This is a genomic window from Nostoc sp. NMS9, from assembly GCF_017114995.1.
GTDB lineage: Bacteria > Cyanobacteriota > Cyanobacteriia > Cyanobacteriales > Nostocaceae > Nostoc.
This window is the reverse complement of the sequence record NZ_JABXKL010000071.1, coordinates 1-23,433: the sequence shown is the minus strand read 5'-3', so window position 1 is coordinate 23,433 and position 23,433 is coordinate 1. Positions and strand designations below refer to the sequence as shown.

21 protein-coding genes are annotated in these 23,433 nt (G+C 40.8%); 10 read left to right on the top strand and 11 right to left on the bottom strand.

Going from position 1 to position 23,433, the window contains the following annotated elements:
- Positions 1-2: 2 nt before the first annotated feature.
- Together HWQ40_RS20935 and HWQ40_RS20930 are read right to left on the bottom strand one after the other, a co-directional pair.
- Complete coding sequence (locus HWQ40_RS20935; protein WP_292781262.1) at positions 3-854, bottom strand: Cof-type HAD-IIB family hydrolase; 852 nt, start codon at positions 852-854, stop codon at positions 3-5.
- Positions 855-1,174: 320 nt separating this feature from the next.
- Positions 1,175-1,879, bottom strand: coding sequence for a choice-of-anchor E domain-containing protein (locus tag HWQ40_RS20930; RefSeq protein WP_292781259.1), 705 nt, complete (start codon positions 1,877-1,879; stop codon positions 1,175-1,177).
- Positions 1,880-2,420: 541 nt separating this feature from the next.
- Between HWQ40_RS20930 and polA the strand changes: the two genes are divergently transcribed.
- The gene (gene polA, locus HWQ40_RS20925) at positions 2,421-5,366 is read left to right on the top strand and encodes a DNA polymerase I (protein WP_292781256.1); all 2,946 of its coding nucleotides are present in this window, start codon (positions 2,421-2,423) and stop codon (positions 5,364-5,366) included.
- A gap of 131 nt (positions 5,367-5,497) precedes the next feature.
- On the opposite strand, the gene HWQ40_RS20920 is transcribed toward polA, so the two are convergent.
- Positions 5,498-6,244, bottom strand: a complete 747-nt coding sequence (locus HWQ40_RS20920; protein ID WP_292781252.1) for a class I SAM-dependent methyltransferase — start codon at positions 6,242-6,244, stop codon at positions 5,498-5,500.
- Positions 6,245-6,452: 208 nt separating this feature from the next.
- On the opposite strand from HWQ40_RS20920, the gene HWQ40_RS20915 reads away from it, so the two are divergent.
- Together HWQ40_RS20915 and HWQ40_RS20910 are read left to right on the top strand one after the other, a co-directional pair.
- Positions 6,453-7,376, top strand: coding sequence for an ABC transporter substrate-binding protein (locus HWQ40_RS20915; protein ID WP_292781250.1), 924 nt, complete (start codon positions 6,453-6,455; stop codon positions 7,374-7,376).
- Positions 7,377-7,568: 192 nt separating this feature from the next.
- A complete protein-coding gene (locus tag HWQ40_RS20910) occupies positions 7,569-8,123 on the top strand; it encodes a hypothetical protein (RefSeq protein ID WP_292781247.1) in 555 nt (184 codons plus the stop codon).
- A 233-nt stretch (positions 8,124-8,356) separates the two neighbouring features.
- Here HWQ40_RS20910 and HWQ40_RS20905 read toward each other — a convergent pair whose 3' ends face one another.
- The 6 genes from HWQ40_RS20905 to HWQ40_RS20880 all read right to left on the bottom strand — a co-directional run bounded on the left by HWQ40_RS20905 (position 8,357) and on the right by HWQ40_RS20880 (position 14,417).
- Positions 8,357-8,794 (bottom strand): hypothetical protein, encoded by a 438-nt coding sequence (locus tag HWQ40_RS20905; RefSeq protein WP_292781244.1) that lies wholly within the window; start codon positions 8,792-8,794, stop codon positions 8,357-8,359.
- A gap of 12 nt (positions 8,795-8,806) precedes the next feature.
- On the bottom strand, positions 8,807-10,219 hold the full coding sequence (locus HWQ40_RS20900) for an amidase (RefSeq protein ID WP_292781242.1): 1,413 nt from the start codon (positions 10,217-10,219) through the stop codon (positions 8,807-8,809).
- Positions 10,220-10,392: 173 nt separating this feature from the next.
- Entirely contained in the window at positions 10,393-11,361 is a 969-nt protein-coding gene (locus tag HWQ40_RS20895) for an FTR1 family protein (RefSeq protein ID WP_292781240.1), read from the bottom strand.
- Between the two features lie 117 nt (positions 11,362-11,478).
- The gene (locus HWQ40_RS20890; protein ID WP_292781239.1) at positions 11,479-11,913 is read right to left on the bottom strand and encodes a ferritin-like domain-containing protein; all 435 of its coding nucleotides are present in this window, start codon (positions 11,911-11,913) and stop codon (positions 11,479-11,481) included.
- A 242-nt stretch (positions 11,914-12,155) separates the two neighbouring features.
- A complete protein-coding gene (locus HWQ40_RS20885) occupies positions 12,156-13,193 on the bottom strand; it encodes a helix-hairpin-helix domain-containing protein (protein ID WP_292781237.1) in 1,038 nt (345 codons plus the stop codon).
- A 198-nt stretch (positions 13,194-13,391) separates the two neighbouring features.
- Complete coding sequence (locus HWQ40_RS20880; protein ID WP_292781235.1) at positions 13,392-14,417, bottom strand: multicopper oxidase domain-containing protein; 1,026 nt, start codon at positions 14,415-14,417, stop codon at positions 13,392-13,394.
- 694 nt (positions 14,418-15,111) lie between these two features.
- Between HWQ40_RS20880 and HWQ40_RS20875 the strand changes: the two genes are divergently transcribed.
- From HWQ40_RS20875 to cofH, 3 genes are all read left to right on the top strand, one after another.
- A complete protein-coding gene (locus HWQ40_RS20875) occupies positions 15,112-15,303 on the top strand; it encodes a CbtB domain-containing protein (RefSeq protein ID WP_292740972.1) in 192 nt (63 codons plus the stop codon).
- A 299-nt stretch (positions 15,304-15,602) separates the two neighbouring features.
- A complete protein-coding gene (locus HWQ40_RS20870; RefSeq protein ID WP_292781232.1) occupies positions 15,603-16,772 on the top strand; it encodes a hypothetical protein in 1,170 nt (389 codons plus the stop codon).
- Positions 16,773-17,045: 273 nt separating this feature from the next.
- Complete coding sequence (gene cofH / locus HWQ40_RS20865; protein WP_292781229.1) at positions 17,046-18,188, top strand: 7,8-didemethyl-8-hydroxy-5-deazariboflavin synthase subunit CofH; 1,143 nt, start codon at positions 17,046-17,048, stop codon at positions 18,186-18,188.
- A gap of 138 nt (positions 18,189-18,326) precedes the next feature.
- On the opposite strand, the gene HWQ40_RS20860 is transcribed toward cofH, so the two are convergent.
- Positions 18,327-18,542, bottom strand: a complete 216-nt coding sequence (locus HWQ40_RS20860; RefSeq protein ID WP_292781226.1) for a hypothetical protein — start codon at positions 18,540-18,542, stop codon at positions 18,327-18,329.
- Here HWQ40_RS20860 and HWQ40_RS35695 point away from each other — a divergent pair.
- The 4 genes from HWQ40_RS35695 (at position 18,542) to HWQ40_RS20845 (ending at position 22,254) form a co-directional block, all read left to right on the top strand.
- Positions 18,542-18,700, top strand: coding sequence for a hypothetical protein (locus HWQ40_RS35695; protein ID WP_366934017.1), 159 nt, complete (start codon positions 18,542-18,544; stop codon positions 18,698-18,700). The genes HWQ40_RS20860 and HWQ40_RS35695 overlap by 1 nt on opposite strands.
- Before the next feature lie 9 nt (positions 18,701-18,709).
- Positions 18,710-19,408 (top strand): phosphatase PAP2 family protein, encoded by a 699-nt coding sequence (locus HWQ40_RS20855; RefSeq protein ID WP_292781224.1) that lies wholly within the window; start codon positions 18,710-18,712, stop codon positions 19,406-19,408.
- 242 nt (positions 19,409-19,650) lie between these two features.
- Positions 19,651-20,055: a photosystem II protein Psb27 gene (psb27, locus tag HWQ40_RS20850; RefSeq protein ID WP_292781221.1), complete on the top strand. Its 405-nt coding sequence runs from the start codon at positions 19,651-19,653 to the stop codon at positions 20,053-20,055.
- Positions 20,056-20,754: 699 nt separating this feature from the next.
- On the top strand, positions 20,755-22,254 hold the full coding sequence (locus HWQ40_RS20845) for a family 10 glycosylhydrolase (RefSeq protein WP_292781217.1): 1,500 nt from the start codon (positions 20,755-20,757) through the stop codon (positions 22,252-22,254).
- 106 nt (positions 22,255-22,360) lie between these two features.
- Here the strand turns inward: HWQ40_RS20845 and HWQ40_RS20840 are convergent, their stop codons facing one another.
- Positions 22,361-22,987, bottom strand: coding sequence for a hypothetical protein (locus HWQ40_RS20840; protein ID WP_292781215.1), 627 nt, complete (start codon positions 22,985-22,987; stop codon positions 22,361-22,363).
- Positions 22,988-23,433 lie beyond the last annotated feature (446 nt).

The following is a 23,433-nucleotide window of genomic DNA, read 5'->3' as shown; positions in this document are numbered from 1 at the left end:
CACTACAGCAAAAACTTTTCAATTGCTACTGCTGCCCCATCTTCCTCTACGCTAGGAGCTACCCACTTAGCGATCGCTTGTACTGCTGCTGGTGCGTTGCCCATAGCTACACCAAGTCCGGCATACTGCAGCATTTCCACATCATTGAAGTTATCGCCAATCGCCATAACGTTGGCTAACTGTAATCCCAACAATTCTTCGGCTAGGTAACGTACAGCAGTCCCCTTATTTACAGAGGCGTTAGTTGCTTCAAAAAAGGTAGCAACAGAGGTTGTCAGATAAAGTTCAGCGGGTGTGTATTGGCGGCGCAAATTTCCTAATAGCTTATCGATTACATCTGTGTCATCACACAAAGCAAGAATTTTTGTCGGTTCATTCGTTAAGGCTTGACGCAAATCACCTACAGGAATCGCAATAATACCAGAACGTTCTGCATAAATTTTGGTTTCTCTGGTTAACTCACGAACGTATAGTTGATCGTTGATGTAAAAGTGAACAGATAGAAGCGATCGCAATTCAGGCTGTTCAAAATAGTCGAGTAGCTGGTGGGCGATTTCTCTGGAAACAACCCAATGGCGATGAATTTTTTGGGTGATTGGGTCTTGAATCCAGGCTCCCTGATAGGCCATTAATGGTAAGGTAGAGCCGATGTCTTGGTGAAAGCGCAAGGCTGAACAATACATTCTACCTGTAGCGATCGCTACTTTAATTCCTCGTGCTTGGGCTGCAATAATAGCTTGCTTTACAGGTTTGCTGATGGTGTTAGAGTGTCCAGCGATCGTGCCATCTATATCCAAAACTAGTAGTTTAATGTCTTTTGCAGCAGCCTGATTGTCAGTAGATGCTTTCTGCATAATTTCCTAGATTTTAAGTTCCAGTAAGAGGTTAACAGGCTCTAGCGACCAGTGGGGAGTTGTAGAAAAAATTGGCATCTCTAGTCAATCCAATTTCCTAAGATAAGGATGCTGACTCACACAATTTTAGATTTTAGATTGTTCCCAGCGAGCAATCAACTTGCTCTGAGGATTTTGGATTTACTTCAAAAGTCTTAAAAATTATGGCTAATAGGCGCAATAAAAAACCCGATTCTCGAAAAAATCGGGCATTTTTATTTAAATTAGACAGCCTGATGGATAGATAAAATCAGAAAAATCTACCTATTCAAGAAAGTCAATTAATTAAACATCTTGATCCAGCTTTTTTTACGTTGTGACAATAGACAAAGCCCAGCAATTAAACCAATTCCAAGTGTGGCAGAAGATTCAGGTACTGATTTCACCTCATCGTAGTCATAAGTTACTTTGATACCTGCTTTGGCATAAGTATCAATATAGGATCTCATGTTGCCCGAACCCGTAACTACTGAGTTGGCTAAAGCTGAGAACAAAAAGTCTATGTCGCCATTACCAGTGACAGACTGCAAGAATTGGGTATTGGTGAAAGACTGAGTAGCAGATTGTGTAGCAGTTAAGTTAGAAATAGTCTTTCCAGAGGTGCCATTATAATCAGTTTTACCGTCATATTTAGCAGCTTGATAACTTGAGATATCTTGTGGATTGAGCGCAAACAGAGACTGATTATTTAGTTTTAAACTGATTTGACTAGCAAGATTTACTGTCACCGGAGTCGGGGTTGGACTCCTGTTTTCAAAACCTGCATTTCCAAGTAAGTCGCCAGTAAAACTTATCGTTACACCCTTAAGTGTACCCAAAGATGAGTTAAATTTTTGGACGCTCAGAGGTGCATCAATGATATTTGTGAAATCGTAATCAGTGGAACTACTGTATGAGAGAGAAGCTGCATTGGCTGCTCCAGATGTTGCAACAATTCCTGCCAAAGTTGTAGCAGCAGCTAGAGTGTTGAATAGTTTTGTTGTCATGGATAAAAGATGCCTTTCTGAAACGAACAATTACGGGATTACTAACCTATTTTTAACTCTGAAACTTTGCTTGTAGTCTTGATAAATACACGTAACTTTATGTAAAGTTATTGTGTTTAAATTCCTTCGAGAAATAGACTTTTTGAGTGGTATATATAAAGTTTTGTTAAGGTACAGAGGTTTGGATAATGGCAATCTTATGTCGAAATATTAAGCTAGTTTTTGTTGATTCCTGAGAAGTAAGCTAGGTCAACCTAATAAAACATAAAAGGCTCAGGAGATAGATCCTCGACTTCTGGTGATAAGTTAGGGATCTAGTTACTATCTGGTAACTATGCTTATATTCACGTACTTAATTGGGCTGGTATCCCTGGCAAAAGTTGGTTCTACTTGGCTTCTGTACTAAAGCGGCAAATGCGTAGATATTATTTTGTCTAAAATTAATTGATACGCAAAAACTGGGCTAGTGTCACCAAAGCGAAGCTAAACGAGCATCTGAAATTGCTAACTATGTGACAAAGCTTCTGGCTAAAATAGGGCTATGTCTGAAACTTTCACTTCTGCAACTGCAACACGCCCCACGTTCATCCTCGTAGATGGACACTCGCTGGCTTATCGTTCATACTTTGCTTTCGCCAAAGGGCGAGATGGAGGACTGCGTACTAAAGCAGGGATTCCTACGAGTATATGTTTTGGTTTTGTGAAGTGCCTGTTGGAGGTAATGGCAACACAACAGCCCCAAGCAATGGCGATCGCTTTTGATTTGGGTGAGGCAACTTTTCGCCACGAAGCTGACGATACTTATAAAGCCGATCGCCCGGAAACGCCAGAAGATTTCATTCCCGACTTAGAAAACCTGCATGAGTTGCTCAATGGCTTCAATCTACCCTTTTTTACTGCCCCTGGTTTTGAGGCAGATGATATTTTGGGAACCTTAGCACAGCGAGTAACTGCGGCTGGGTATAGGGTGAAGATTCTGACTGGCGATCGCGATTTATTTCAACTAATCGACTCTGATAAAGAAATCACTGTTCTGAATTTTAGTCCAGATGCCCTAAAGCGCTCTACAAATAGCATCACGGAATTTGAAGCAGAACAAGTCAAAGAGAAGATGGGGGTTTTACCTTCACAAATTGTTGATTTCAAAGCTCTTTGTGGTGATAAATCGGATAATATTCCTGGTGTTAAGGGGATTGGGGAAAAAACAGCAGTGCAGCTGCTGAATACCTATGGTTCACTTGAGAATGTTTATGCTGCGTTAGATGAAATTAAAGGTGCAACTCAGAAAAAACTGGCAGTCGGTAAAGAAGATGCCGATAAGTCTCGCTATTTGGCAACCATAGTTTTAGATGTTCCTATAGAATTCAATTTAGAAGATTGTAAATTAAAAGGGTTTGATACAAGCGTCTTATCACCAATTTTAGAAAAGTTAGAATTTAAGTCTTTTTTAGGCAAAATTAACGACCTTCAGCAACGTTTTGGTGGCAAAGTCGAAGAAAAGCAAGAAGCCAAAACAGAGGTAAGTAATCCCAACTTTACTAACTCAGAATTTAGCGCTGATGAAGATAATGATTTGTGGTTTTTCAGTGCTAGCGATACAGCAGCAGTCCCACAACAATCTACTTCCCCAATTACACCACGCATCATCAATACCGAAGCCCAATTAACTGAATTAGTGAAAATTTTGCAAAAATTTACTAACCCAGAAACTCCTGTTGCTTGGGATACTGAAACCACTGATTTAGAACCAAGAGATGCTGAGTTAGTAGGAATTGGCTGCTGCTGGGGAACGAAACCAGATGAGGTAGCCTATATTCCTCTGGGGCACAAAACTGGGGAAAATTTGCATAAAGATTTGGTGTTAGAAGCATTACGCCCAATTCTCGAAAGTGCTGATTATCCCAAAGCTTTACAGAATGCCAAATTTGACCGCCTAGTTCTCAGGTGTCAAGGAATTAATTTGGCGGGAGTGGTGTTTGATCCTATGCTGGCAAGTTATATTCTAAATCCCGATTCAAGTCATAATTTGATGGATTTGTCACAGCGATATTTGGGATTGATAGCTAAAAGTTACTTAGATTTAGTTCCTAAAGGCAAAACCATCGCTGATATAGATATTCCCGCCGTCGCAGATTACTGCGGTATGGATGCTTATTCTACCTTTGGTTTAGTGGCGAAATTACGTGAGGATCTAGAGAAAATTCCAGCTTTATCTAAGCTATTAGTGGAAGTGGAACAGCCGCTAGAAGCTGTTTTAGCCCAAATGGAATACACAGGTGTCCGCATTAATTCAGCTTATTTACAAGAACTTTCGCAGCATTTAGAAACTGAGTTAGCCAGGTTAAAAGAGGAAGCAACTGAAATAGCTGGGGAAAATTTTAACTTGGGTTCTCCTAAGCAGTTGAGTCAAATTTTGTTTGAAAAGTTGGGGTTAAGCACTAAACATTCTCGTAAAATTCAAACGGGCTACTCTACAGATGCAGCAACACTAGAAAGACTTCAAGAAGATGATAACACTGGATTTGTTGAAGCGATCGTTGAGTATCGCACTCTATCCAAATTAAAGTCTACTTATGTTGATGCATTACCTGCATTAGTGCGTCCAGATACCCAGCGAGTGCATACTGATTTTAATCAAGCAGCAACATCAACTGGTAGGTTATCTTCTTCTAATCCAAATTTGCAAAATATCCCCATTCGTACAGCTTTTAGTCGTCAAATTCGGAAGGCTTTTTTGCCAGAAGCTGGTTGGTTAATGGTGGCTGCTGATTACTCACAAATTGAATTGCGAATTTTGGCTCATTTGAGTCAAGAGCCGATATTAGTGCAAGCATATCAGCAAAATGAAGATGTTCACACTGTGACGGCGCGATTAGTGTTTGAAAAAGAAAATATCACATCAGAAGAACGAGGGATGGCTAAAACTATCAATTTTGGCGTGATTTATGGCATGGGTTCTCTAAGGTTTTCGCGCTCAACTGGGATAGATAAGACTATTGCTAATGAGTTCATTAAGCGGTTTAATGAACGATACCCCAAAGTTTTTGCATATTTGGAGCGAGTGAAAAAAGAAGCGATCGCTCTTGGTTATGTAGAAACTATTTTCGGTCGTCGTCGTTACTTTGACTTTACTAATAATAGTTTACGCAAATTAAAAGGCAGCAACCCAGAAGATATCGATCTGAGTAAATTGAAGAATTTGGGTGCTTTTGATGCAGGTTTATTACGCTCCGCTGCTAATGCACCAATTCAAGGTTCCAATGCTGATATTATCAAAATTGCAATGGTGAGATTGCATGAAATTTTGAAGAACTATCAGGCGCGTTTGTTGTTGCAAGTTCACGATGAATTAGTGTTTGAAATTCCCCCTAATGAGTGGGAAGAATTACAACTACAAATTAAATCGGTGATGGAAAATGCAGTGCAGTTGAGTGTTCCTTTGCTTGTGGAGGCGCGTGTTGGTGAAAATTGGATGGAGACGAAGTAAGTTGAACTGGAGATTGGAAAAATTACATTAATAATTGTCAAATTTTCTTCAAATTGGTAAGAAGCCAGCCTTTCTTCCTATTTTCCACTACCTCGCAGACCAAGCCGGTGGAAGTCCAATCGAGCGAAGGGTTAGGCGGCATTCTTCGGTTCTCGGCCGGCAGAGATCAGAAGAAAGGGTGGGCGGTGAAGTTCGCTAGCCCATTCTGGATGTTCTTCTATCTGGGCGGGACTCGGCCCCCACTCCTCGATAGCTAAGATGTGAAAGCCAGCAGCAAGCAAGAGATTGACATAGGTTGAAATCGTTCGATGCTGCTTAGTCACGCTTGGGGCAAGCCAATTCGTGACGCGAGGGCCTTCAATGAGGTACTGGTCGAGTGGCCAAACTCGCGCGCCGGAAGGGAGGGTTTCCCACGTTGCATTCGCGGGTGCCGTGAATAGAGGGTGTTCAACTGAGAAGATAAGTTTACCGTGCGATCGGGTTGCGTAAAAAAGCGTGTCCAGAAGTGCAGGCAGTCTTTTGACATAGTGCAGTACCAAGGAGCTGTACACCAAGTCGAAGGCAGCTGGTGGAAGAACCAACGTTTCTAAGTCTGCACGTTCAAAGATTACATTGGTCAGCTCGGTCTTGGCACGTGCGCGGGTGAGCATTCGCTCGGACAGATCAACGGCAAGGACTGACTCTGCACCAGACTCAGCAGCCCACCGGGAGAACCAACCAAAGCCGCAGCCGAGATCAAGAACACTGAGGGCTTGGAGCGGCGGAAGCAGCCTCCGAAGTGCGGGCCATTCAGGCGCACCGTCCAAGCCATGTATCGATCGGGGAAGTTGACCGTATGCTTCAAAGAAGAACTGGTCGTCGTAGATGTTCTGGGCCATGAAGGAACTGTTCGTGATGATCGGGCTTGGTGTGACACCTAACTATAATTATTATACGGAAAGTTCCCGTATAATCTTTTTCTATATATAGATGGCCGTTAAGCCTCAAAAACGACTCTATTTTCAGCGTGGTTTTCATGCTCTATCCCTTATTTAGCAGGCGATATAGCTATGTTGTCACCCGTTCAGTCATATAAGGAATTTTAATATGCATCGTCGTTGGCTCTTATCTGCTTTAGCAATTTTGTTGAGTATAGTTTTAGTTGCTTGCACCACTACAAATACTCAGCAACCACAAACCAAAGTGGAAAATACCACTGAAGCTACTAACACGAACTCTCAGCAATTAGCAAAAGGATCAGCAAAAAGAGTGGTTGCTCTTTCTTCTCTTTCTGCTGATATTGTCTCTCGACTCGATCAAACAAAAGTTGTCGGAATCACTGGTAGTAAATTATTTAAGAATGATTCAAGATTCAAGGATATTCCCCGCGTTAGTGAAGGTCAAAGTCCGCCAAATTTAGAGAAAGTGGTAGCACTCAAACCAGATTTAGTTATTGGTGCTGAAGGTTTTTCTAACATTCCAATTCAAAAACTTCAGCAGCTAGGAATTCAAACTTTGCTCACTAAGGTGAATAGCTGGGAATCTCTAGAAGAACTTACTAAAAAGCTGGCTGTGTTAATTAATGCCGATCCTCAGCCTTTGTTAAATCGTTATAAAACTTTCTTACCAGATAAGCCAACTCAGAGTCCTTCTACTCTAGCACTGGTTAGTCGTCAACCAATTTTAGCGCCGAATAAAAACAGTTGGGCAGGAGATTTGCTGGCGAAGTTTCAGGCGAAAAATATAGCCGCAGATTTACAAGGAAAAAGCCCAGTTGGCGGCTATGTGACGCTTTCGGCTGAGAAAGTTTTAGAAGCAAATCCAGAGGTGATAATTTTAGTTAATCCTCCACAAGGAAATTCGGAAGCAGTACTTTTAGATTCTTTGAAAAAGGAGGCTTTTTGGCAGCAATTGCAAGCAACTAAAAATAACCGAGTCTATGTGTTTGATTATTTTGGTTTGGTGAATCCAGGTAGTATAGATGCAATTGAAAAGGCTTGTCAGCAGCTTAAGCAAGCGTTGTTTGCATAACAGGTTAGCTTAATAATGAGAGAACATCGCATATAATTTAAACAGTACTTATAGGACTACTGTCTGATTTGTGAACAAAATTTTAGAGAAAACCTGGGAAAACAGGCTTTTCAATCTCAGTATGTTTTCAAAAATCAAATCAGAGTCCTATATTAAGGAGTATTATTTACTTATAAATACCAGTATTAAAAAATGCAGATTGCTAAACTTCTCAAAAACTTTTGGCGATGGGTTCGTTGGTTCTTGATAAGTAGACTTGATAGACCTTCAGACAACTTAGTTGTTATTATAATTAGTCTAATACCACTCATTTTTAACTGGGATGGAAATTGGTCAAGTAAAATTATTTTCGAGTTTGATCTATTCAACAAAATTACCACGCTATATTTTTATATCACACCTTTATTGCTATTTATTAATAGCTTTTTGTTCAAAGAAGACTTGCTAAAATTTTTCAGTATTCTAGTAGCAGGATTTTTTGGCTGTTTTATTCTTTTTGTGTTTCTCGTACAATTAGCTCTAGGTAATCATATTAACCTTGTTGAGCGAGTAGAATGTCCAAATGGGAAAATTCTTAGTGTTTATGAAAACTTTGAACCAAGTTTTCTCACTTCTGATGACGCTATTTGCCGATTTGAGTTACAACAAGATAGAATTTTTATAGAGTTATCAAAAACAGTAAGGAAGTTGGAGAAAAGAAGTGTCAAGTTAACACTAGAGAACCTAGTTTTCCAAACCGTCTTATAAATGCGTGTACCCGATAGTGAGACAACATGAATTTGACAATTACTATGATTACTTCAACATTCAAATTACTTTGAAACTGCTGCAAAGTATCTTTCTTGTTATTTTGTACTAAAAAATCATTAACAAATTCGGGTTTTAAAGCATTCTTTGCACTCAATATTATTACTCAACAACACTTTGTATTACAAAGCAGTTCAATAAAGGCGCTTCAGCTTTTACATCTGTCAAACTAGCTACTTACAGTGTTGTTGAAAAAGAGATATAGCTAATTCAAAACTATTAGGTTGAGTTTGCACTGCATAGGCTTCTCTTTCTAAATCTTGCCGTTTGACATCAGTATAACGTCTAAAAAATGGTCGCGCGTAATTGCTTGGTTGAATGTTTAAACCTAAAGTTTTTATTTTTCCTTTTCCGGCGCATACCTGTGCTGCATGAACAGTTTCATGGATTAGTGTTTGAGTCCCAATATGTAACTTAAATACTACAGGATTAATCCAGATTTTTTTGTCAGCTTCTCTTAGTAACCCATAAGCTCCTCGCTTTGGTGGCAGTGCAATGATTACCTGAAACCCTTTCTTTTCTAATTGATTTTTTAAATCTAGAAATTTTGACTCTAGATTGGGTATTTGAGAAAGCAGTAGTAAGGAATTTAATATAAAAATTTTGCTCACTGCCTTTTTTAATTACTTCAAAACATTTCTATTCAATTCTAATGGCATGATGAAAGGAGAAATGCTTTCGTAAGCTTTAGCTGCTTGCAATACCAGTAAATCTCTATATTTCGCAGCAACGATTTGCATTCCTACAGGCAAACCATTTGTAGTGAAGCCACAAGGTACAGACGCAGCAGGTTGTTGTGTGAGATTAAAAGGATAGGTAAAAGGTGCCCAATCACGTTGCGGATTCTCGATAGATGATTGGGGTCTGTTTTGTCCAACTGGAAAAGCAACTGTAGGTAAGGTGGGAGTAATCAGTAAATCATAGTTTTCATGAAAGCGTTGCATTTGTCGTCCTAATGCTTCACGAGCATCTTGGGCGCTGAGATATTCTGCTAGTGTGATGCGATCGCCTTCTTTGGCAATTGAGAGCAAGCCTTCTTCAATGACAGCTTGTTGTTCTGGACTAAAGCCTCGCAGTAACTTGGCTGCACCAGTTTGCCAGAAGGTTTGGAAAATACTGCGGGGATTTGCAAAACCAGGATCGACTTCTTCAACAACAGCATCAAGTTTGGCAAAAATATCAACTGCGGCTTTAACTAAGGCAGCTACTTCTGGCTCGACATCAGCGTAGCCAAAGTTAGGACTGTAAGCAATCCGCAGTCCCGCAACACCTTTATCTAAATCAAAAGTGTAGTCCTGTTTGTCACCTGATAAAGCATACCAATCCCGCACATCAGGATGGGCAATAACATTCATCATGACTGCGGCATCAGTGACGGTGCGAACCAGAACGCCAATATGAAATAAAGTTCCTGTATGGGCTGATGGATAGCCAGCAACACGCCCAAAAGTGGGTTTCAAACCAAACACTCCTGTTAAGGCTGCCGGTGATCTTGACGAGCCGCCGCCATCTGTACCGAGATGGAGTGTTCCCATTCCCAATGCAGCAGCAACAGCTGCCCCACCACTACTACCTCCAGGAGTCAAATCTGTATTCCAAGGATTGCGGGTGATTCCAGTCAGGGGGCTTTCGGTTACACCCTTCCAGCCAAACTCTGAGGTTGTGGTTTTTCCTAGTAGTACTGCTCCTTGTTCGCGCAAACGAGCCACCGCAGGGGCATCTTCTTGCCAAGGTTGATTGGAAGAAATCGCTTTACTGCCTCGTCGAGTTGGCAAACCCTTGGTTAAGAGTAAATCTTTAACGGTAAAGGGTATACCATCCACCAAGCCAAGAGGATTTCCATTCACCCAACGCACTTCTGAAGCACGGGCTTCAGCAAGAGCGGTTTCTTCATCAACGATCGCAAATGCATTAACTTGGCTATTGTAAGTATTAATCCGCTCTAGGGCAGCTTTGGTTACTTCTGTTGGTGACAACTGGCGATCGCGATATAACGACAAAAGCTTAAAAGCCGAGAAATCAGCAATCTCTGACATATTTAGGATTGAAAAAATGGTTTGTGATCGGTTCTTGGTTAAATAAATTCGGTATATTTATCAACTTACCGTAGTTTGTCTCACAACTCAATCTTCAAACCAATGCTGGATGGTAAGCGATCGCTAAGGCGATTCCCAGTCATAGACTGGGAACGAGGCTACTGACTGTGCTTTTAATCTTTTGCAGAATTAATCGGTTTTTGAGCAAAGGGGATATTCTTTTTACCTTCAGGAGAAGCACCTCCAAGGCTACGGAAATACAGTCCTCCAATGGTGAGTAAAAATGCCACATATCCTACTGCTTGCACAAGATAGAGATTATCTCTATAACCAAATAAAGATTTGAGAATAATCCCAGGAAACTGTTCGTCGGGCAAGATTGTGGAAGTATTGGAAACCATTGGCCCCAAAATACAGGAGTGGACTTTTGTAAAACGTTCGTAATAGAAACAAAGGCTTTCTGTAGCACGACTGCTAAGGGCAAGGTTAGCCACAGCGTCGTCAAAATGTTTCAAGGCTGAAACTACCAACCCAGCGACAATCAACACTAATAAAACGCCCATTACCTGGAAAAACTGGCGGATGTTAATTTTTACACCCCATTTAAATAGCAGCACCCCAATAGCAGATGCCGCTATCAAACCAGCAATAGCACCCAATGCTGGCATTAATCCCTGTTGAAAATTAGCAGCAACGAACAGAACAGTTTCAAAGCCTTCGCGCAGAACGGCAACTAAAATTAAAGTAAAAACACCCCAACCAGCATTTGAGTTTTGTGTCAGTGCTTCTGTTACTGCTCCCTCAACTGTAGCTTTCATAAATCTGGCTTGTTTGGTCATCCAGATTAGCATCCAACTGAGCATTGCGATCGCTAACACACTAAACACACCTTCTAGCCCTGGCTCAACTACAGTGGTGTATTGAGGATTCGCAGCTCCCAGTACTTGAATTATCCAACTGAATAGCACACCGATTAAGGCACTGACGACAATGCCAACGCCGACACCAGCATATACCCATGAATTGAGTCGGGATTGTTTAGCTTTTTTCAGCAAAGCTAACACAATGCCAACAACAAGGGCAGCTTCCACTCCTTCTCGAAGTGTTATTACAAAAGTAGGTAGAGCAGTACTAAAATTCATCTTTTGTCCTTTGTCTTTTGTCCTTTGTCATTAGTCCTTTGTCAGTTGTCAGTTGTCCTTTGAATTTTTTGACTAATAAACAATGACTAATGACCAATGACTAAGGACTAATGACTATTAACTAAAATCGCGTAGCATCTTTTTCAGTTCGAGATTATGCATCTCTTCCTGTCCAATCATACCGCGAGCGAATTCTTCAAGGTAAATGCTGGCATTGGTGACAGTTTCGAGCAATTTTTTATACAGTTCCAATGCCTTTTTTTCATGAGATAAGCTTTCTTCCAAGATATCCTTGACTTTATGCTGGTAGGTTTCTTCCATTGGAGCGATTTTCAGGGAGGGATGCCCATCTAAACCGGTAAGAATTTCTCCCACTTGTTCGGCATGAAGTAAAGATTCACTTGCCTGTGCTTTGAAAAAAGCCACAATTGGAATACGGTTAGGGCCAGTTACCATCAAAGAATAATGTGTGTAGCGCACTACCCCTGCTAGTTCAAATTCCATGATGGCGTTCAGCAGGTCAATAGTCTTTTTCTGGTCAAGTTCTTGCATCAGTTGTTAGTTAAAGTAACGAAGGGAGTGTAATTAGTTAGGAGTTAGAAGTGAGGAGTTGGAAGTTAGGAGTTAGAAATGAGGAGTTGGAAGTTAGGAGTTAGTAGATCGGGATTCATAACTCCTAACTCTTAATTCTTAATTTATAACTCCTAACTCTTAACTCATAATTCATAACTCCTAACTCTTAACTCATAACTATTTTAAACTCCTTACAATATACTTCCCATTAAATTAAAGTGTTATCTCTGTGCTTGGGTATTGGATTTGTCAACCACTTTTTGAGAGTTTTCCTCAATGGTTTTCACCAGTTTGGTAACATCATTAGTTGTTTTGACTGCTTTTGCTGGTGGGATGGCGGCGGGCCAAACTTTTATTAGTTCAGTAAAACTTGTGTTGATCGCTTTGTGTGCTTCGGGATCTGCTTGAGCTACTTGACTAGAAATTCCTTTGTATAATTCATTGGCGTAAAAGACAAAACCACGGGAGTCTTGATACTCAATTGGCGCGGTTACTTTACCATTTGCGATCGCAGCGCCATATTCGGAGTTAGCTGAATCTAGTAGTTCGTTAATTACCTGTAGCGCAAATCCTGGTTTTGAGCGTTGAGCTTCTGGCAAAGCTGCGATCGCTCCGTCTACTGCTTGCATTGAAGAAGTAAAATTAGTTTTAACTTTGCTATCCTTCGGACTAGATTTCACTAAATCTTGCAAACTTACCAAAGTTGTCTTAAATTCTTTGACTTTTCGTTCATTCAATTGATCTTCGACATCAACATAAATCTCTTCTACTGGATGCCCAATATGAGGTTCTGCCTGTTTCGGCTGATTCTGATCTAGCAGTTCTTTGGCTACCAAAAGATGCCCTTTCATTAAGCCTAATTTAGACATATAATCAACATCTTTTGCCTCACCTGTGAGTACCACTTCTTGAACACCAACCTGGTCTTTAATTTGGTCGAACTGTTCTTGAGTAATTACTTTTTTAGTAACTAAATCTTCTGGGCTACCGTAGGGACGATTTGCCTGGATTTTGTTGGATAATGCCGGAATTCCTAGTTTGGCTTCAAATTTATCCAATTCTGACAATATCGCGCTATTAATGTTAATTTTTTCTTTGCTACCGTGACCACTATGACTGTTTTCACTTACTGCCTCTGTAGCTTGAGGGCTAGTAACTGGTGCTGAGGGATTTTCTGCGGTTGGTGTACTGCTACAGGAACTTAAAGTAATTATTGCCGCAGCTGCCACTGTTAAACAGATATAGCGAAATTTTATCATTTCTGTTCCTCGCACAATTTAAAAGGTATTGGTTCAAATGCTTCAAACTATTACTCAAAAGTAGTTTGTTTGACAAATTGTCATAGATTTTACTTTCGCATATAATGATATTTTTTATCAACTATTTGATTTAAAATTTTATTAATTACCAATTAAGTACCTTGTACTTAGCCTGAATAGAAATTACTATTTATTTTGTTATGAATTGTTAACAGTCTTTTGAGAGCTACTCTGGGCAAGTACTTCAAATTGACCCATGCAACCGTTTTCTGCGATCGCATCCTGATGGGGATGGAACATATACTTACCTGGGTAGCGAAAAGCAAATTCTAAGATGTGCCTTTCTGCGACACCCATCGTAATCACATCTGCTTTCTCGCTAGGAGTCATAGTCATGCCATAGCGATAGACATCAAAAAAGTTGGCGTGGAGATGAAACGTTACTGCCGGATCGTATTCAATGATGTTAAGAACATACAGCCGAATCAACTGATCTTTGTAAATGCCAATGGGGTGATGCATGTAATAGTGGGGCAGACCGTTGAAGGCGTAATAATCGTTATGGCTATCATCATTCACATCATATCCACCCATCACTAATACAATCTCATCAGCCGGGGGACGGGGAGTAGGTGGATCGATGATAAACATTCCGTACAGTCCCTTAGCGATGTGACGAGTAACTGGTTCAATATGACAGTGATATAAGTGAACGCCATAAGGTTCAGCATCAAATTCGTAAATTGTGGCACTACCATTGCTGATTGGGCGAACACCATCCATTTCCGCCGGATGAACGCCATGAAAATGCAAAGAGTGAGAATGTCCCGCGTTATTGAGAAATAGTACCCGGATGCGATCGCCCTGGTTAGCCCGTAGTGTTGGCCCTGGGATGCGACCGTTTAAATCCCAGATGTTGTAAGATACGGCACTATTGAGTTTTATGATGGAAGTACCCGCAGTTAACTTAAATTCCCGGATAGTCCGCCCATTTTCTTGCTTCACCGTCCCATAATCAAAATCCCTTAACATCTTCATTGGGTTAGTAACGTCGTCTGGTACTGAACTATCGAATGGTGGCACTTTAACGATTGACTTACTTTGTAGATTTAGCATCTGCCAAAGTCCAGCTGCACCAGTTATTCCAGCACCTGCTAGGCCCAGCTTCAATAATTGACGGCGGCTCCAAGGTTTTTCGTTACCTAGAGTGAAGTTGTTGGGCATGACATTTAGTTACAGTTAGCGCCAAAAAAGAATTGCAAAAGATTTGCAATTGCTTTTAGATATTAGAGGAATTAATAATTATTGTCAATAATTTTTTAGCGCTTCCAAATTGCCAGTTAAGTCGTTAAATCTAGCTCAAGCTCTAAAAACTATCGCAACATTTCCGTGATTTTAACTGTATTTATACGCTTAGTTATGTATAAATAATATTCAGATAAAACTAACTGTTTCATGCCTATTCCTGATATGCTGATTGCTTCAGCAGTATTTACAGTACAAACAATGGGTATAATAGCACTTTGAATATGGACGCAAGCAAGAAACTGTTGCTAATCTGTAACGTATTTAATTGGTTGAGAGATAATATAAATCGCGTTTATTCAAGAAATTTTGGATGCTTGGCAACATGAGTATTTTTAATTTTTATCTGTTACCTTCGTGTTAGCAGCCCTGAAAATGCCGTCACTCAAAACCATGTGTCATTCTTTTGTTATTTGTATGGACTTTATGTGTAGATTTCTGCATCGTGATGAGCCGATGTCAAAGGATAGTATAGTATTCACTAAAGTCGAATTACACAATACATTTGATACACACTTGTCAAATACAAAGTTGATGGTATATCTTTTTGCAATCAAGCGGCGTTATGCCTTTTGATTGATGAATTATCCAAATTTATTATAGGAGGTCAAAAATGACTACTTTTTCTCATATTTCACTATTGCAGAAGACCGCAGGTATTACCTTATCCAAGCCTGTGCAGGTAACGCTTTATATGCTCCTATCTTCTTTAGTTATCTGGACTGTTTTGTTCTCCACCTATCCTGCGGTTCATAACACAGCACACTCAGCGCGTCACCACACATTAGGCGTTGCATGTCACTAAATTATCAGAATCCGAAGATTTTTAGGTGCATGAAGCGTTGCTAGGTAACATAACAAAGTTAGGACGCTAAAATAGCACAAACTTCGCACCAGTGTTTTTGCTGGTAAATAACTTTTAGGTTTTGTAGAGATGCATTTTTTATCATCTCTACATCACCTTAACTTAATTTAAGAGGATGTTTGACTAATTCTTTGACTATAATTCTTCTATTTAATAATAATCTGGAGTAACTTTCATCCACTGCTATGAAAGTTTCAGTTGCAGAAATTACATAAGTTTCACATTTATCGGAAGTTTTTATGAAAAAATATCGGCTTTTTGGAGTTATCAGTGCTGTTTGTATTACTTTGTCAGTTCTTTATTCCTTTGTGGGAAGTTCCCAAATTCCTACGTCCAAAGTCCTACTTTCTACTAACCCACCTTTAGAACGTATTCTTCCTTTTGAAGCAGAGGCAGAAAAACCACAATCTCCTGTTACTTTGACTTTACAAGCTGTTGATGCTGCGGGTAAATCTTTAACAAATGCCAAAATTAGTTTACAAATTCTGACCCCGCCGCGTAATCCTTGGTTAACAACAGATTTTCCCATTGTCGAGGGAACAAACTTGTTGCAAATAAATGCCAATGCACCTGATGGTAAGCTAGAAATACAGCAGATATTACCCATCCGTGGGAATTATCAACTATTAGTTAAAGTGTCACCTTTAGTAGCAAATACTTTTGCTGCTTATGAACAAACCTTAAATCTGAATGTCCGCGAAAATCCAATCAAATATAAATATTTTGTTGTAATCGCAGCTATTTTACTATCACTTGGATTATTGGGTGGTTGGGTTATTGGCGGACAAGAAGAACTACAACAAGGAGAAATTGCACCACAGTCAGTCCGCCTTTTATTAAGTGCATTAACAGTAGTGGCTATAATAACCCTATTAGTTATCAACATTAGTGCAGAAGTTGCAGAAGCTCATGGCAGTGAACACCACTCAAGTAGTACTGAAACGATTGCACCATCATCTCAAAAATCTCAGGGATTAGAAATTAACCTTGAGGGAGATAAAAACGCAACTGTCGGAAAACTTGCGAATTTAGCGTTACAGGTGAAAGATGCCGCAACCGGACAGCCTATTACAGATGTAGCGTTGCAGGTGAAAGCGATCGCTACAGAACATAATTTAACAGTCTTTGACTACAAAGGTATTCCCGACGAACAAGGTAAGTTAACATGGCTTGAACAATTTTTTGATGGTTCACCCCACAAAATCGAGGTGGAAGCAACTCCTCTACCAGGATCTAGCCGTCAATTTGCACCAGTAAAAGTAGCGCAAGAAGTTGAAGTTGAAGCGATCGCACCACCAATTTACATCCGATTGATTGGTTTATTCTACTTTACAGCCTTTGTCGGTATTGGTATGGCGATTGGATTGCTAATACAACATCGACGAAAACCACAAGCAAGGGCAAATTAGTAAGATTGGAGTTTTACTAAAGATTCCCGCTAATACAAAGATGTGCATTAATAAATCAAAATAGTTGTGGTAAAACCACACTATTTTTTTGTTAATGGGTTGTATAAACTATAAAAAGGTAGTGTGATAGTACAAGGTAAGCTCTTTTAATAGCTTTCAAGATAAAACTTATGTTCGAGCTTGGGATTTTCGAGAAATTGGTATATTTATTAAGTAGAATTTTATTATTTACAACCTCATAAAATTAAGATTTACCGAGAAATTAAGAAAGTAATGCTGACAAAAATTGCGTTTGAAACAATTCTGGAACGTGCTTTGATGGGATACGACTTATCTCCCGAAGAGGGAGTGGTATTGTTACAACAAACAGAACCAGAGGCGATCGCAGCAATACGTACTACATCCGACACACTCCGCCACACTCAAACAGGCGATACTGTCACCTACATAATTAACCGTAATATTAACTTTACTAATATTTGTGAGCAGCACTGTAGTTTTTGTGCATTCCGTCGAGATGATGGTGATGTCGGTGCATACTGGTTAGATTCGGCGCAAGTTTTGGAAAAAGCGACAGATGCAGTACAACGGGGTGCGACAGAAATCTGTATGCAGGGGGGGTTAAATCCACAAGCACAGATAAATGGTAAATCTTTGCCCTATTATCTCAAAGTCGTAGAAACCATTAAACAGGAATTTCCCCAGATACATTTACACGCTTTCTCTCCCCAAGAAGTACAATTTATCGCCAGACTTGATGGACTTGAATATGCTGATGTAATTACTGCTTTACGTGATGCTGGTGTTGGCTCAATGCCGGGAACAGCAGCTGAAGTATTAGACGATGAAGTAAGGCGGATATTGTGTCCAGAGAAGATTGACACAGCCACTTGGCTAGAAATTGTCAGCACCGCTCACAAATTAGGCTTGCATACCACTAGCACCATGTTATCTGGGCATATTGAAACCCACGAACAGCAAATCGGACATTTAGAAAAATTGCGATCGCTCCAAAAAACCGCCATCAATCAGGGATATCCAGCCAGGATCACAGAGTTTATTTTATTACCCTTCGTAGGTCAAGAAGCGCCCAAATCCTTACGTCGTCGTGTTGGACGCGATCAACCAGTTTTGAGTGATGCACTGCTGCTAGGGGCTGTAGCGCGGATTTACTTAGGTAATTGGATTCCCAACCATCAGCAGAGTTGGGTAAAATTAGGGCTTACAGGTGCGACAGAAGCCTTAGCTTGGGGTTGCAACGATATCGGCGGCACTTTGATGGAGGAGCATATTACCACAATGGCAGGTGCTTTGGGTGGTACATGTATGGAAGTGGAAACCTTGCAAACTGCGATCACTTCTTTAGAAAGACCCTACCAACAACGAGATACTCTTTATCAGAAAATTAGGAGTTAGGAAAAAAATTCCCCTTCAATCTCCTTACTCTGTGCCTCTGTGGTTAAATCAATTACTTTTAAACCGCAGAGGCACAGAGAGATCGCAAAGAAAAAAACAGATTTTACGAGTCAGCTTAAAAGAGTTAATCTTCAACGCTTAACTGATTTGTTTGCGTTGTTTCCATAGAGAGACAGTTAACATCAAGCCCATAAAAGATAACAAGCCAAGACTTGTATTTTGCTCTAGAACTGCACGGGTATCATAAATTCCTAACCCTGGTAATTTTTTAGTATCTTTCTTCACCGCACCCTGTAATAAATCAGGATTTAACCCCAACGCATTTTGTCCTAACCAGACCGTTTGGTGCAACATTGGGAGATATTCTGACAAAACCACACGCGAAAGGTGGCCTCGATTTTGGTACTATCGGCTCATCTATAGTCTTTGTGTCAATACTTGGAGTTTGTATTATATTTACAACTCTAAATCAGAAAAAACTAACAGTGGCTAGGACTTCTAATGATGAATGAGATTTAAGTATGCTCCGAAAAATTTCTAGTTTCTGGTTGCGTCATATACATCCTCGTTTTGCTCCCTTAATTGCCACAATTGGTATTGTTGGACTTGCTAGTTGTCTGCTCATACTTTTTGTTTTAGCAAAATTAGCTGAAGAGGTTTTGGAGCAAGAAGCTTTTGCATTTGATACTACTTTTTTGTTATGGCTACATCAGTTTGCCAATCCGCATTTAGATAATTTAATGCTGTTTATTACAAATCTTGGTAATCCTAATACAGTGGTTATAGTTGCAGGCGGTACTCTGTTGTTACTTTGGTGGCAACGTTACCAAGAAGAAGCAAAAATTTTTGTACTTGCTTGCTTGGGAGGATTAATTTTAAATACAGGGCTAAAGTTGCTTTTTTCTAAACCTCGCCCTGAACTGTGGCATCGCTTGATTTCTGAAAAATCTTTTAGTTTTCCTAGTGGTCATGCACTAGGTTCTATGGTGCTTTATGGTTTTATTGCTTACGAATTAGCAATTCACTATCCTAATTTTGCCAAAGTTATTTACAGTTTGACAGTTATTTTTATTGCTGCTATTGGTATCAGCCGTTTATATTTAGGAGTCCATTGGCCCACAGACATAATTGCAGGATATGGAGTTGGTTTTTTGTGGCTGATAATATGTATTACGATGCTGAAATTGCAAAGATTGAGGCAGGGAAATTTAGTTGATTAAATCCTATTAACCTCTAATTCCATAACTTCGCAGAGAAAACATAGTAATGATAATTGTCCAATCAGATTTTTTAATCACCTGATTTTTCCCCAAGATGCTTGTAGATGAGCGCTTTTGATGGAATGAAACAGCCCTGCTCACTGCCCTACTCCCTACTCCCCAATCCTCACTCCTCACTCAATTGATCCCCAAGTTACCAATCCAAGATAGGATGGACGTTGATTTACGTATTCTTTTACTTAATGCATATGAAGCGCTATTGGTCGCGTTTGCTTGCGCTGGTTTTGGTTGTAGCCATCGGCTTAATGGGTTGTTCTGGCAGTCCAGATAGTTTGACTGGGGATTATCGTCAAGACACCTTAGCTGTGGTCAATATTATGAGACAAGCTCTGGATCTTTCACAAGATTCACCAGACAAAGCAGCAATTCAAGCAGAAGCGCGTCAAAAAATTAATGACTTTTCAGCTCGCTACCAGCGAGTTAACTCTGTTTCTGGTCTTGGCTCGTTTACAACCATACGAACAGCCCTCAATTCCCTAGCTGGACACTACAGTTCTTACCCAAATCGTCCCGTACCCGAAAAACTCAAAAATCGTCTAGAGAAAGAGTTGCAGCAGGTAGAGACGGCGTTGAAACGTGGCGCTTAGCTATTAACTATTGCTTACTACATCATCAATAGTCAGGTGTCACAAGTTTTGACTTCTGACTATTTTGTTTGTCAAGGCAGGAGGCAGGTGGCAGGAAGTAGAAACTTTTTATGTCTGATACCATTTCTTTGTGAGGCTGCGCCAAACCCTTTTAACTTCTTCTTTCTTTGTGTCCAACTCTTACGAGACGCTGCGCGAATGCGGTTCGTTTTTCTTTCTCATCATTAAACATGGTTTAGCGCATCTTCATACAGAATTGGTATGATGCGTAAGTTCTGCATTTTGTAGCTCATCTACTTGAAAACTGCTGTAATAATGCGGCTAATGCATTAACAATGCGGCCGACGCATTAACAATGTGAGCCGATGCATTCCCATTGGGAGTGAAGTTTTAATATCTACTTCATGCACTGGGAACCGCTATACAAGAATACGGCAACAGAAGTAGACCTTTGAGAGTCTTGAAAAAATAGGTTTTAAAACCCTTAGTATTTAACTATATAATTCGATACATGTTGCCCACAATTATTTGAGTTGGGATCGATTATTATCGCAGATTAAAGGCTTTAAGACCTAACGTCAACACGTGGCTCAGAGTCAGCGCCACTCCGCCTTTGCTTAGTTACCTGGGGGACTTGCTACAGTCGGAGTTTAAATCCCTGTCTAAAACTCTTTTGAATTTGTTCATCTACTGGTAGGTATGTCTAACTGTCCCTTGAACGTTGCAAGATCAACATTATTTTGGCGGCGCTTATGCGCTGTTGTTTTTACTAGTAGTTTGTTGCTCCCCAACTTGGAAAGCAAACCAGCAAGGGCGCAAGTAACTGAATATTGTCAGTTATCATCAGCAGCAGCGGAACAAAAAGAAAACTTGCGTTTGTCAGCCCTCAAAGGCAAACAAGATGCTCAAACGCGTTACCAAAGCATAATACAAGAACAGGCGCAGAAATTAAAGGAATGTCGCTCTCGGACTTGGCCGCAAACCCAAGCCATTTGGTTACGCTTGTATCCCTGCGATATTCAGCCAGGAATAATCGATCAGATTATGGATCGGATTGTTAATCGTGGCTATAACCAAGTTTATTTAGAAGTATTTTACGATGGGCAGGTACTTTTACCAGCAAGAGCTAACCCGACGGTTTGGCCTGCTGTGATTCGTACTCCAGGGGCAGAAAACATTGATATACTCGCCACAGCAATAAAAAAAGGTCGGCAACGTGGTTTGAAGGTCTATGCCTGGATGTTTACCACAAATTTCGGCTATACTTACGCCCAGCGCCCAGATAGAGAAGGTGCGATCGCTCGTAATGGCAAAGGTCAAACGAGTTTATATGTAGTAGATAATGGCTCTCAACTATTTATCGACCCCTACAACCTGCAAGCAAAACGCGACTACTACCAATTGGTACAAGAAGTTTTACGCCGTCGTCCAGATGGCTTGCTATTGGATTACGTGCGTTATCCTCGCCAAGCTGGAAGTGATTCTATCGCCACCAAAGTTTCAGATTTATGGCTATTTAGTCCCGCAACCCAAGAAGCTTTATTTAAACGGGCACAGAATTACAAAGGGCTGGACTTGATTCGCCGCTTTTTGAGCAAGGGATTCGTCACTAGTGGAGATGTAGCGGAAGTCGATAAACTTTATCCCCAGGAAGGAGAACCCCTTTGGCAAGGACGCACTCTCCCACTAGCGCAAAAGTCAATCCTGCCTGCAACCGATAGACAACCAGTTTTACAATGGGAGTTGTGGCAGCTTGCCGTTGCCCACGCAATGCAAGGAATTCTAGATTTTGTCACCATCGCTAGTTACCCAGCAAAGCAGCAAGGTATTTCCACAGGAGTGGTGTTTTTTCCTGATGGCAACCAAACTGTAGGACAAGGGTATGATTCCCGTTTGCAACCTTGGGATCGATTTCCCAATACATTAGAGTGGCATCCTATGTCTTATGGAAATTGCGGGAATGTTAGTTGTATCGTGTCGCAAGTGCAACGGGTTTTGAGTATGGCAAAACCGGGTACGCAGATAATCCCTGCTTTAGCTGGTCAGTGGGGAAAATCTGTTAGTAATCGTCCATCCCTAGAAGTGCAAATGCAGGCACTCCGCAAATTTGCCCCCCAACTGAAGGGAGTTAGCCACTTTGCCTATTCTTGGCAATATCCTCAGAGTGATAGCGATCGCAAATTCTGTCGAGTTAAGTAGAGTTTTTGCAGAATTAGTAAAAAGGGATGAATTTCCCTTTCAAATTATAGAATCAGACACTTTACAAATTCATACCAAATATAGCGATCGCAGTCATAACTACAGCTTAAGTATATTGTGCAGCGAGTCGTTGGAATGCCGACGGTGCTTGACTATCTGCGAGGTGCTGGCGTATCACCTCGGCACACGCACCTGGGCTTAACAAAGAAGTATCAACTTCAAGGTCATAGATGCCAGGGATGTGAACTTCACGTTGCCATAACTGAACCGGATGTGGTATTGGGGAGTCGGCTGTACTTCCCACGTTCCACCCCGTGTTTTGTCGTCGTTCCATAACGATCTCGATGGGGCAGTGAACGCCTACGAACAAGACCGGCAATCCCTTCAAACGTCGGGCACTATCAGCTAGAATGCCCCGCTTCATTGCGTAGGCGTCATGGTGTCCGACATCAACCACGACATTTAGACCCAAGCGGCTGTGGGCAGCGATAGACTCATACATGGCGCTGTAAAGAATGGGAACAAGGGGTTCGATGTCTTGGCGTTCTCCTCCTGGCCGCAGACCGATCCCAGGCAGGTATCGTGCGGGAGTCATTTGCATAAACCTATCAACACCCAAGTTCATCCACAGACCATCAAATGTCTCCTGAATCACTGCGACAATGCTCGACTTCCCCGATCGCGGAACACCATTCAGGATGATAATCTGTCCTAGCTCCTGTGTCTGCCCCATGATTGCTCCTCACATCCTTATATCTGTACTACTTTAGACTAAGAAGCACAAAATGACTCAGGGAAGCTGAGTTGAGAAGAACCAATGCAAAAAATGTAAAAGATGAGAAATAATATCATGTCCGCTAGATTACTTATTAAACCTGAAGAACCCCACCCCGCCAAAGCTACGCTTTGTCTCCCCTCCCGAAGAGCGGGGAGGGGCTGGGGGTGGGGTGCAATGACTGTGGAAATCATAACTAATTATACGGACATGATATAAAGCAGATTTCTGCGCTATTTAGGTAAAGTGTAAGTATGCTTTTTAACAATAGGACAGCGAATTATACACATTTAAACAAAAAGCGCTCTCCTTTTACGGAGAGCGCTTCTTGATTTAGCTAAACTTCAGAATTAACCGTTGATAGCAGGAGCGGTAAGAGCTACAGGAGCAGAATCACCAGCAGC

Excerpts from the sequence above, each read along its gene's own strand:
- HWQ40_RS20935 (WP_292781262.1), bottom strand. The coding sequence starts at position 854 with ATGCAGAAAGCATCTACTGACAATCAGGCTGCTGCAAAAGACATTAAA.
- HWQ40_RS20930 (WP_292781259.1), bottom strand. The coding sequence starts at position 1,879 with ATGACAACAAAACTATTCAACACTCTAGCTGCTGCTACAACTTTGGCA.
- polA (WP_292781256.1), top strand. The coding sequence starts at position 2,421 with ATGTCTGAAACTTTCACTTCTGCAACTGCAACACGCCCCACGTTCATC.
- HWQ40_RS20920 (WP_292781252.1), bottom strand. The coding sequence starts at position 6,244 with ATGGCCCAGAACATCTACGACGACCAGTTCTTCTTTGAAGCATACGGT.
- HWQ40_RS20915 (WP_292781250.1), top strand. The coding sequence starts at position 6,453 with ATGCATCGTCGTTGGCTCTTATCTGCTTTAGCAATTTTGTTGAGTATA.
- HWQ40_RS20910 (WP_292781247.1), top strand. The coding sequence starts at position 7,569 with ATGCAGATTGCTAAACTTCTCAAAAACTTTTGGCGATGGGTTCGTTGG.
- HWQ40_RS20900 (WP_292781242.1), bottom strand. The coding sequence starts at position 10,219 with ATGTCAGAGATTGCTGATTTCTCGGCTTTTAAGCTTTTGTCGTTATAT.
- HWQ40_RS20895 (WP_292781240.1), bottom strand. The coding sequence starts at position 11,361 with ATGAATTTTAGTACTGCTCTACCTACTTTTGTAATAACACTTCGAGAA.
- HWQ40_RS20890 (WP_292781239.1), bottom strand. The coding sequence starts at position 11,913 with ATGCAAGAACTTGACCAGAAAAAGACTATTGACCTGCTGAACGCCATC.
- HWQ40_RS20885 (WP_292781237.1), bottom strand. The coding sequence starts at position 13,193 with ATGATAAAATTTCGCTATATCTGTTTAACAGTGGCAGCTGCGGCAATA.
- HWQ40_RS20880 (WP_292781235.1), bottom strand. The coding sequence starts at position 14,417 with ATGCCCAACAACTTCACTCTAGGTAACGAAAAACCTTGGAGCCGCCGT.
- HWQ40_RS20875 (WP_292740972.1), top strand. The coding sequence starts at position 15,112 with ATGACTACTTTTTCTCATATTTCACTATTGCAGAAGACCGCAGGTATT.
- HWQ40_RS20870 (WP_292781232.1), top strand. The coding sequence starts at position 15,603 with ATGAAAAAATATCGGCTTTTTGGAGTTATCAGTGCTGTTTGTATTACT.
- cofH (WP_292781229.1), top strand. The coding sequence starts at position 17,046 with ATGCTGACAAAAATTGCGTTTGAAACAATTCTGGAACGTGCTTTGATG.
- HWQ40_RS20860 (WP_292781226.1), bottom strand. The coding sequence starts at position 18,542 with ATGTTGCACCAAACGGTCTGGTTAGGACAAAATGCGTTGGGGTTAAAT.
- HWQ40_RS20855 (WP_292781224.1), top strand. The coding sequence starts at position 18,710 with ATGCTCCGAAAAATTTCTAGTTTCTGGTTGCGTCATATACATCCTCGT.
- psb27 (WP_292781221.1), top strand. The coding sequence starts at position 19,651 with ATGCATATGAAGCGCTATTGGTCGCGTTTGCTTGCGCTGGTTTTGGTT.
- HWQ40_RS20845 (WP_292781217.1), top strand. The coding sequence starts at position 20,755 with ATGTCTAACTGTCCCTTGAACGTTGCAAGATCAACATTATTTTGGCGG.
- HWQ40_RS20840 (WP_292781215.1), bottom strand. The coding sequence starts at position 22,987 with ATGGGGCAGACACAGGAGCTAGGACAGATTATCATCCTGAATGGTGTT.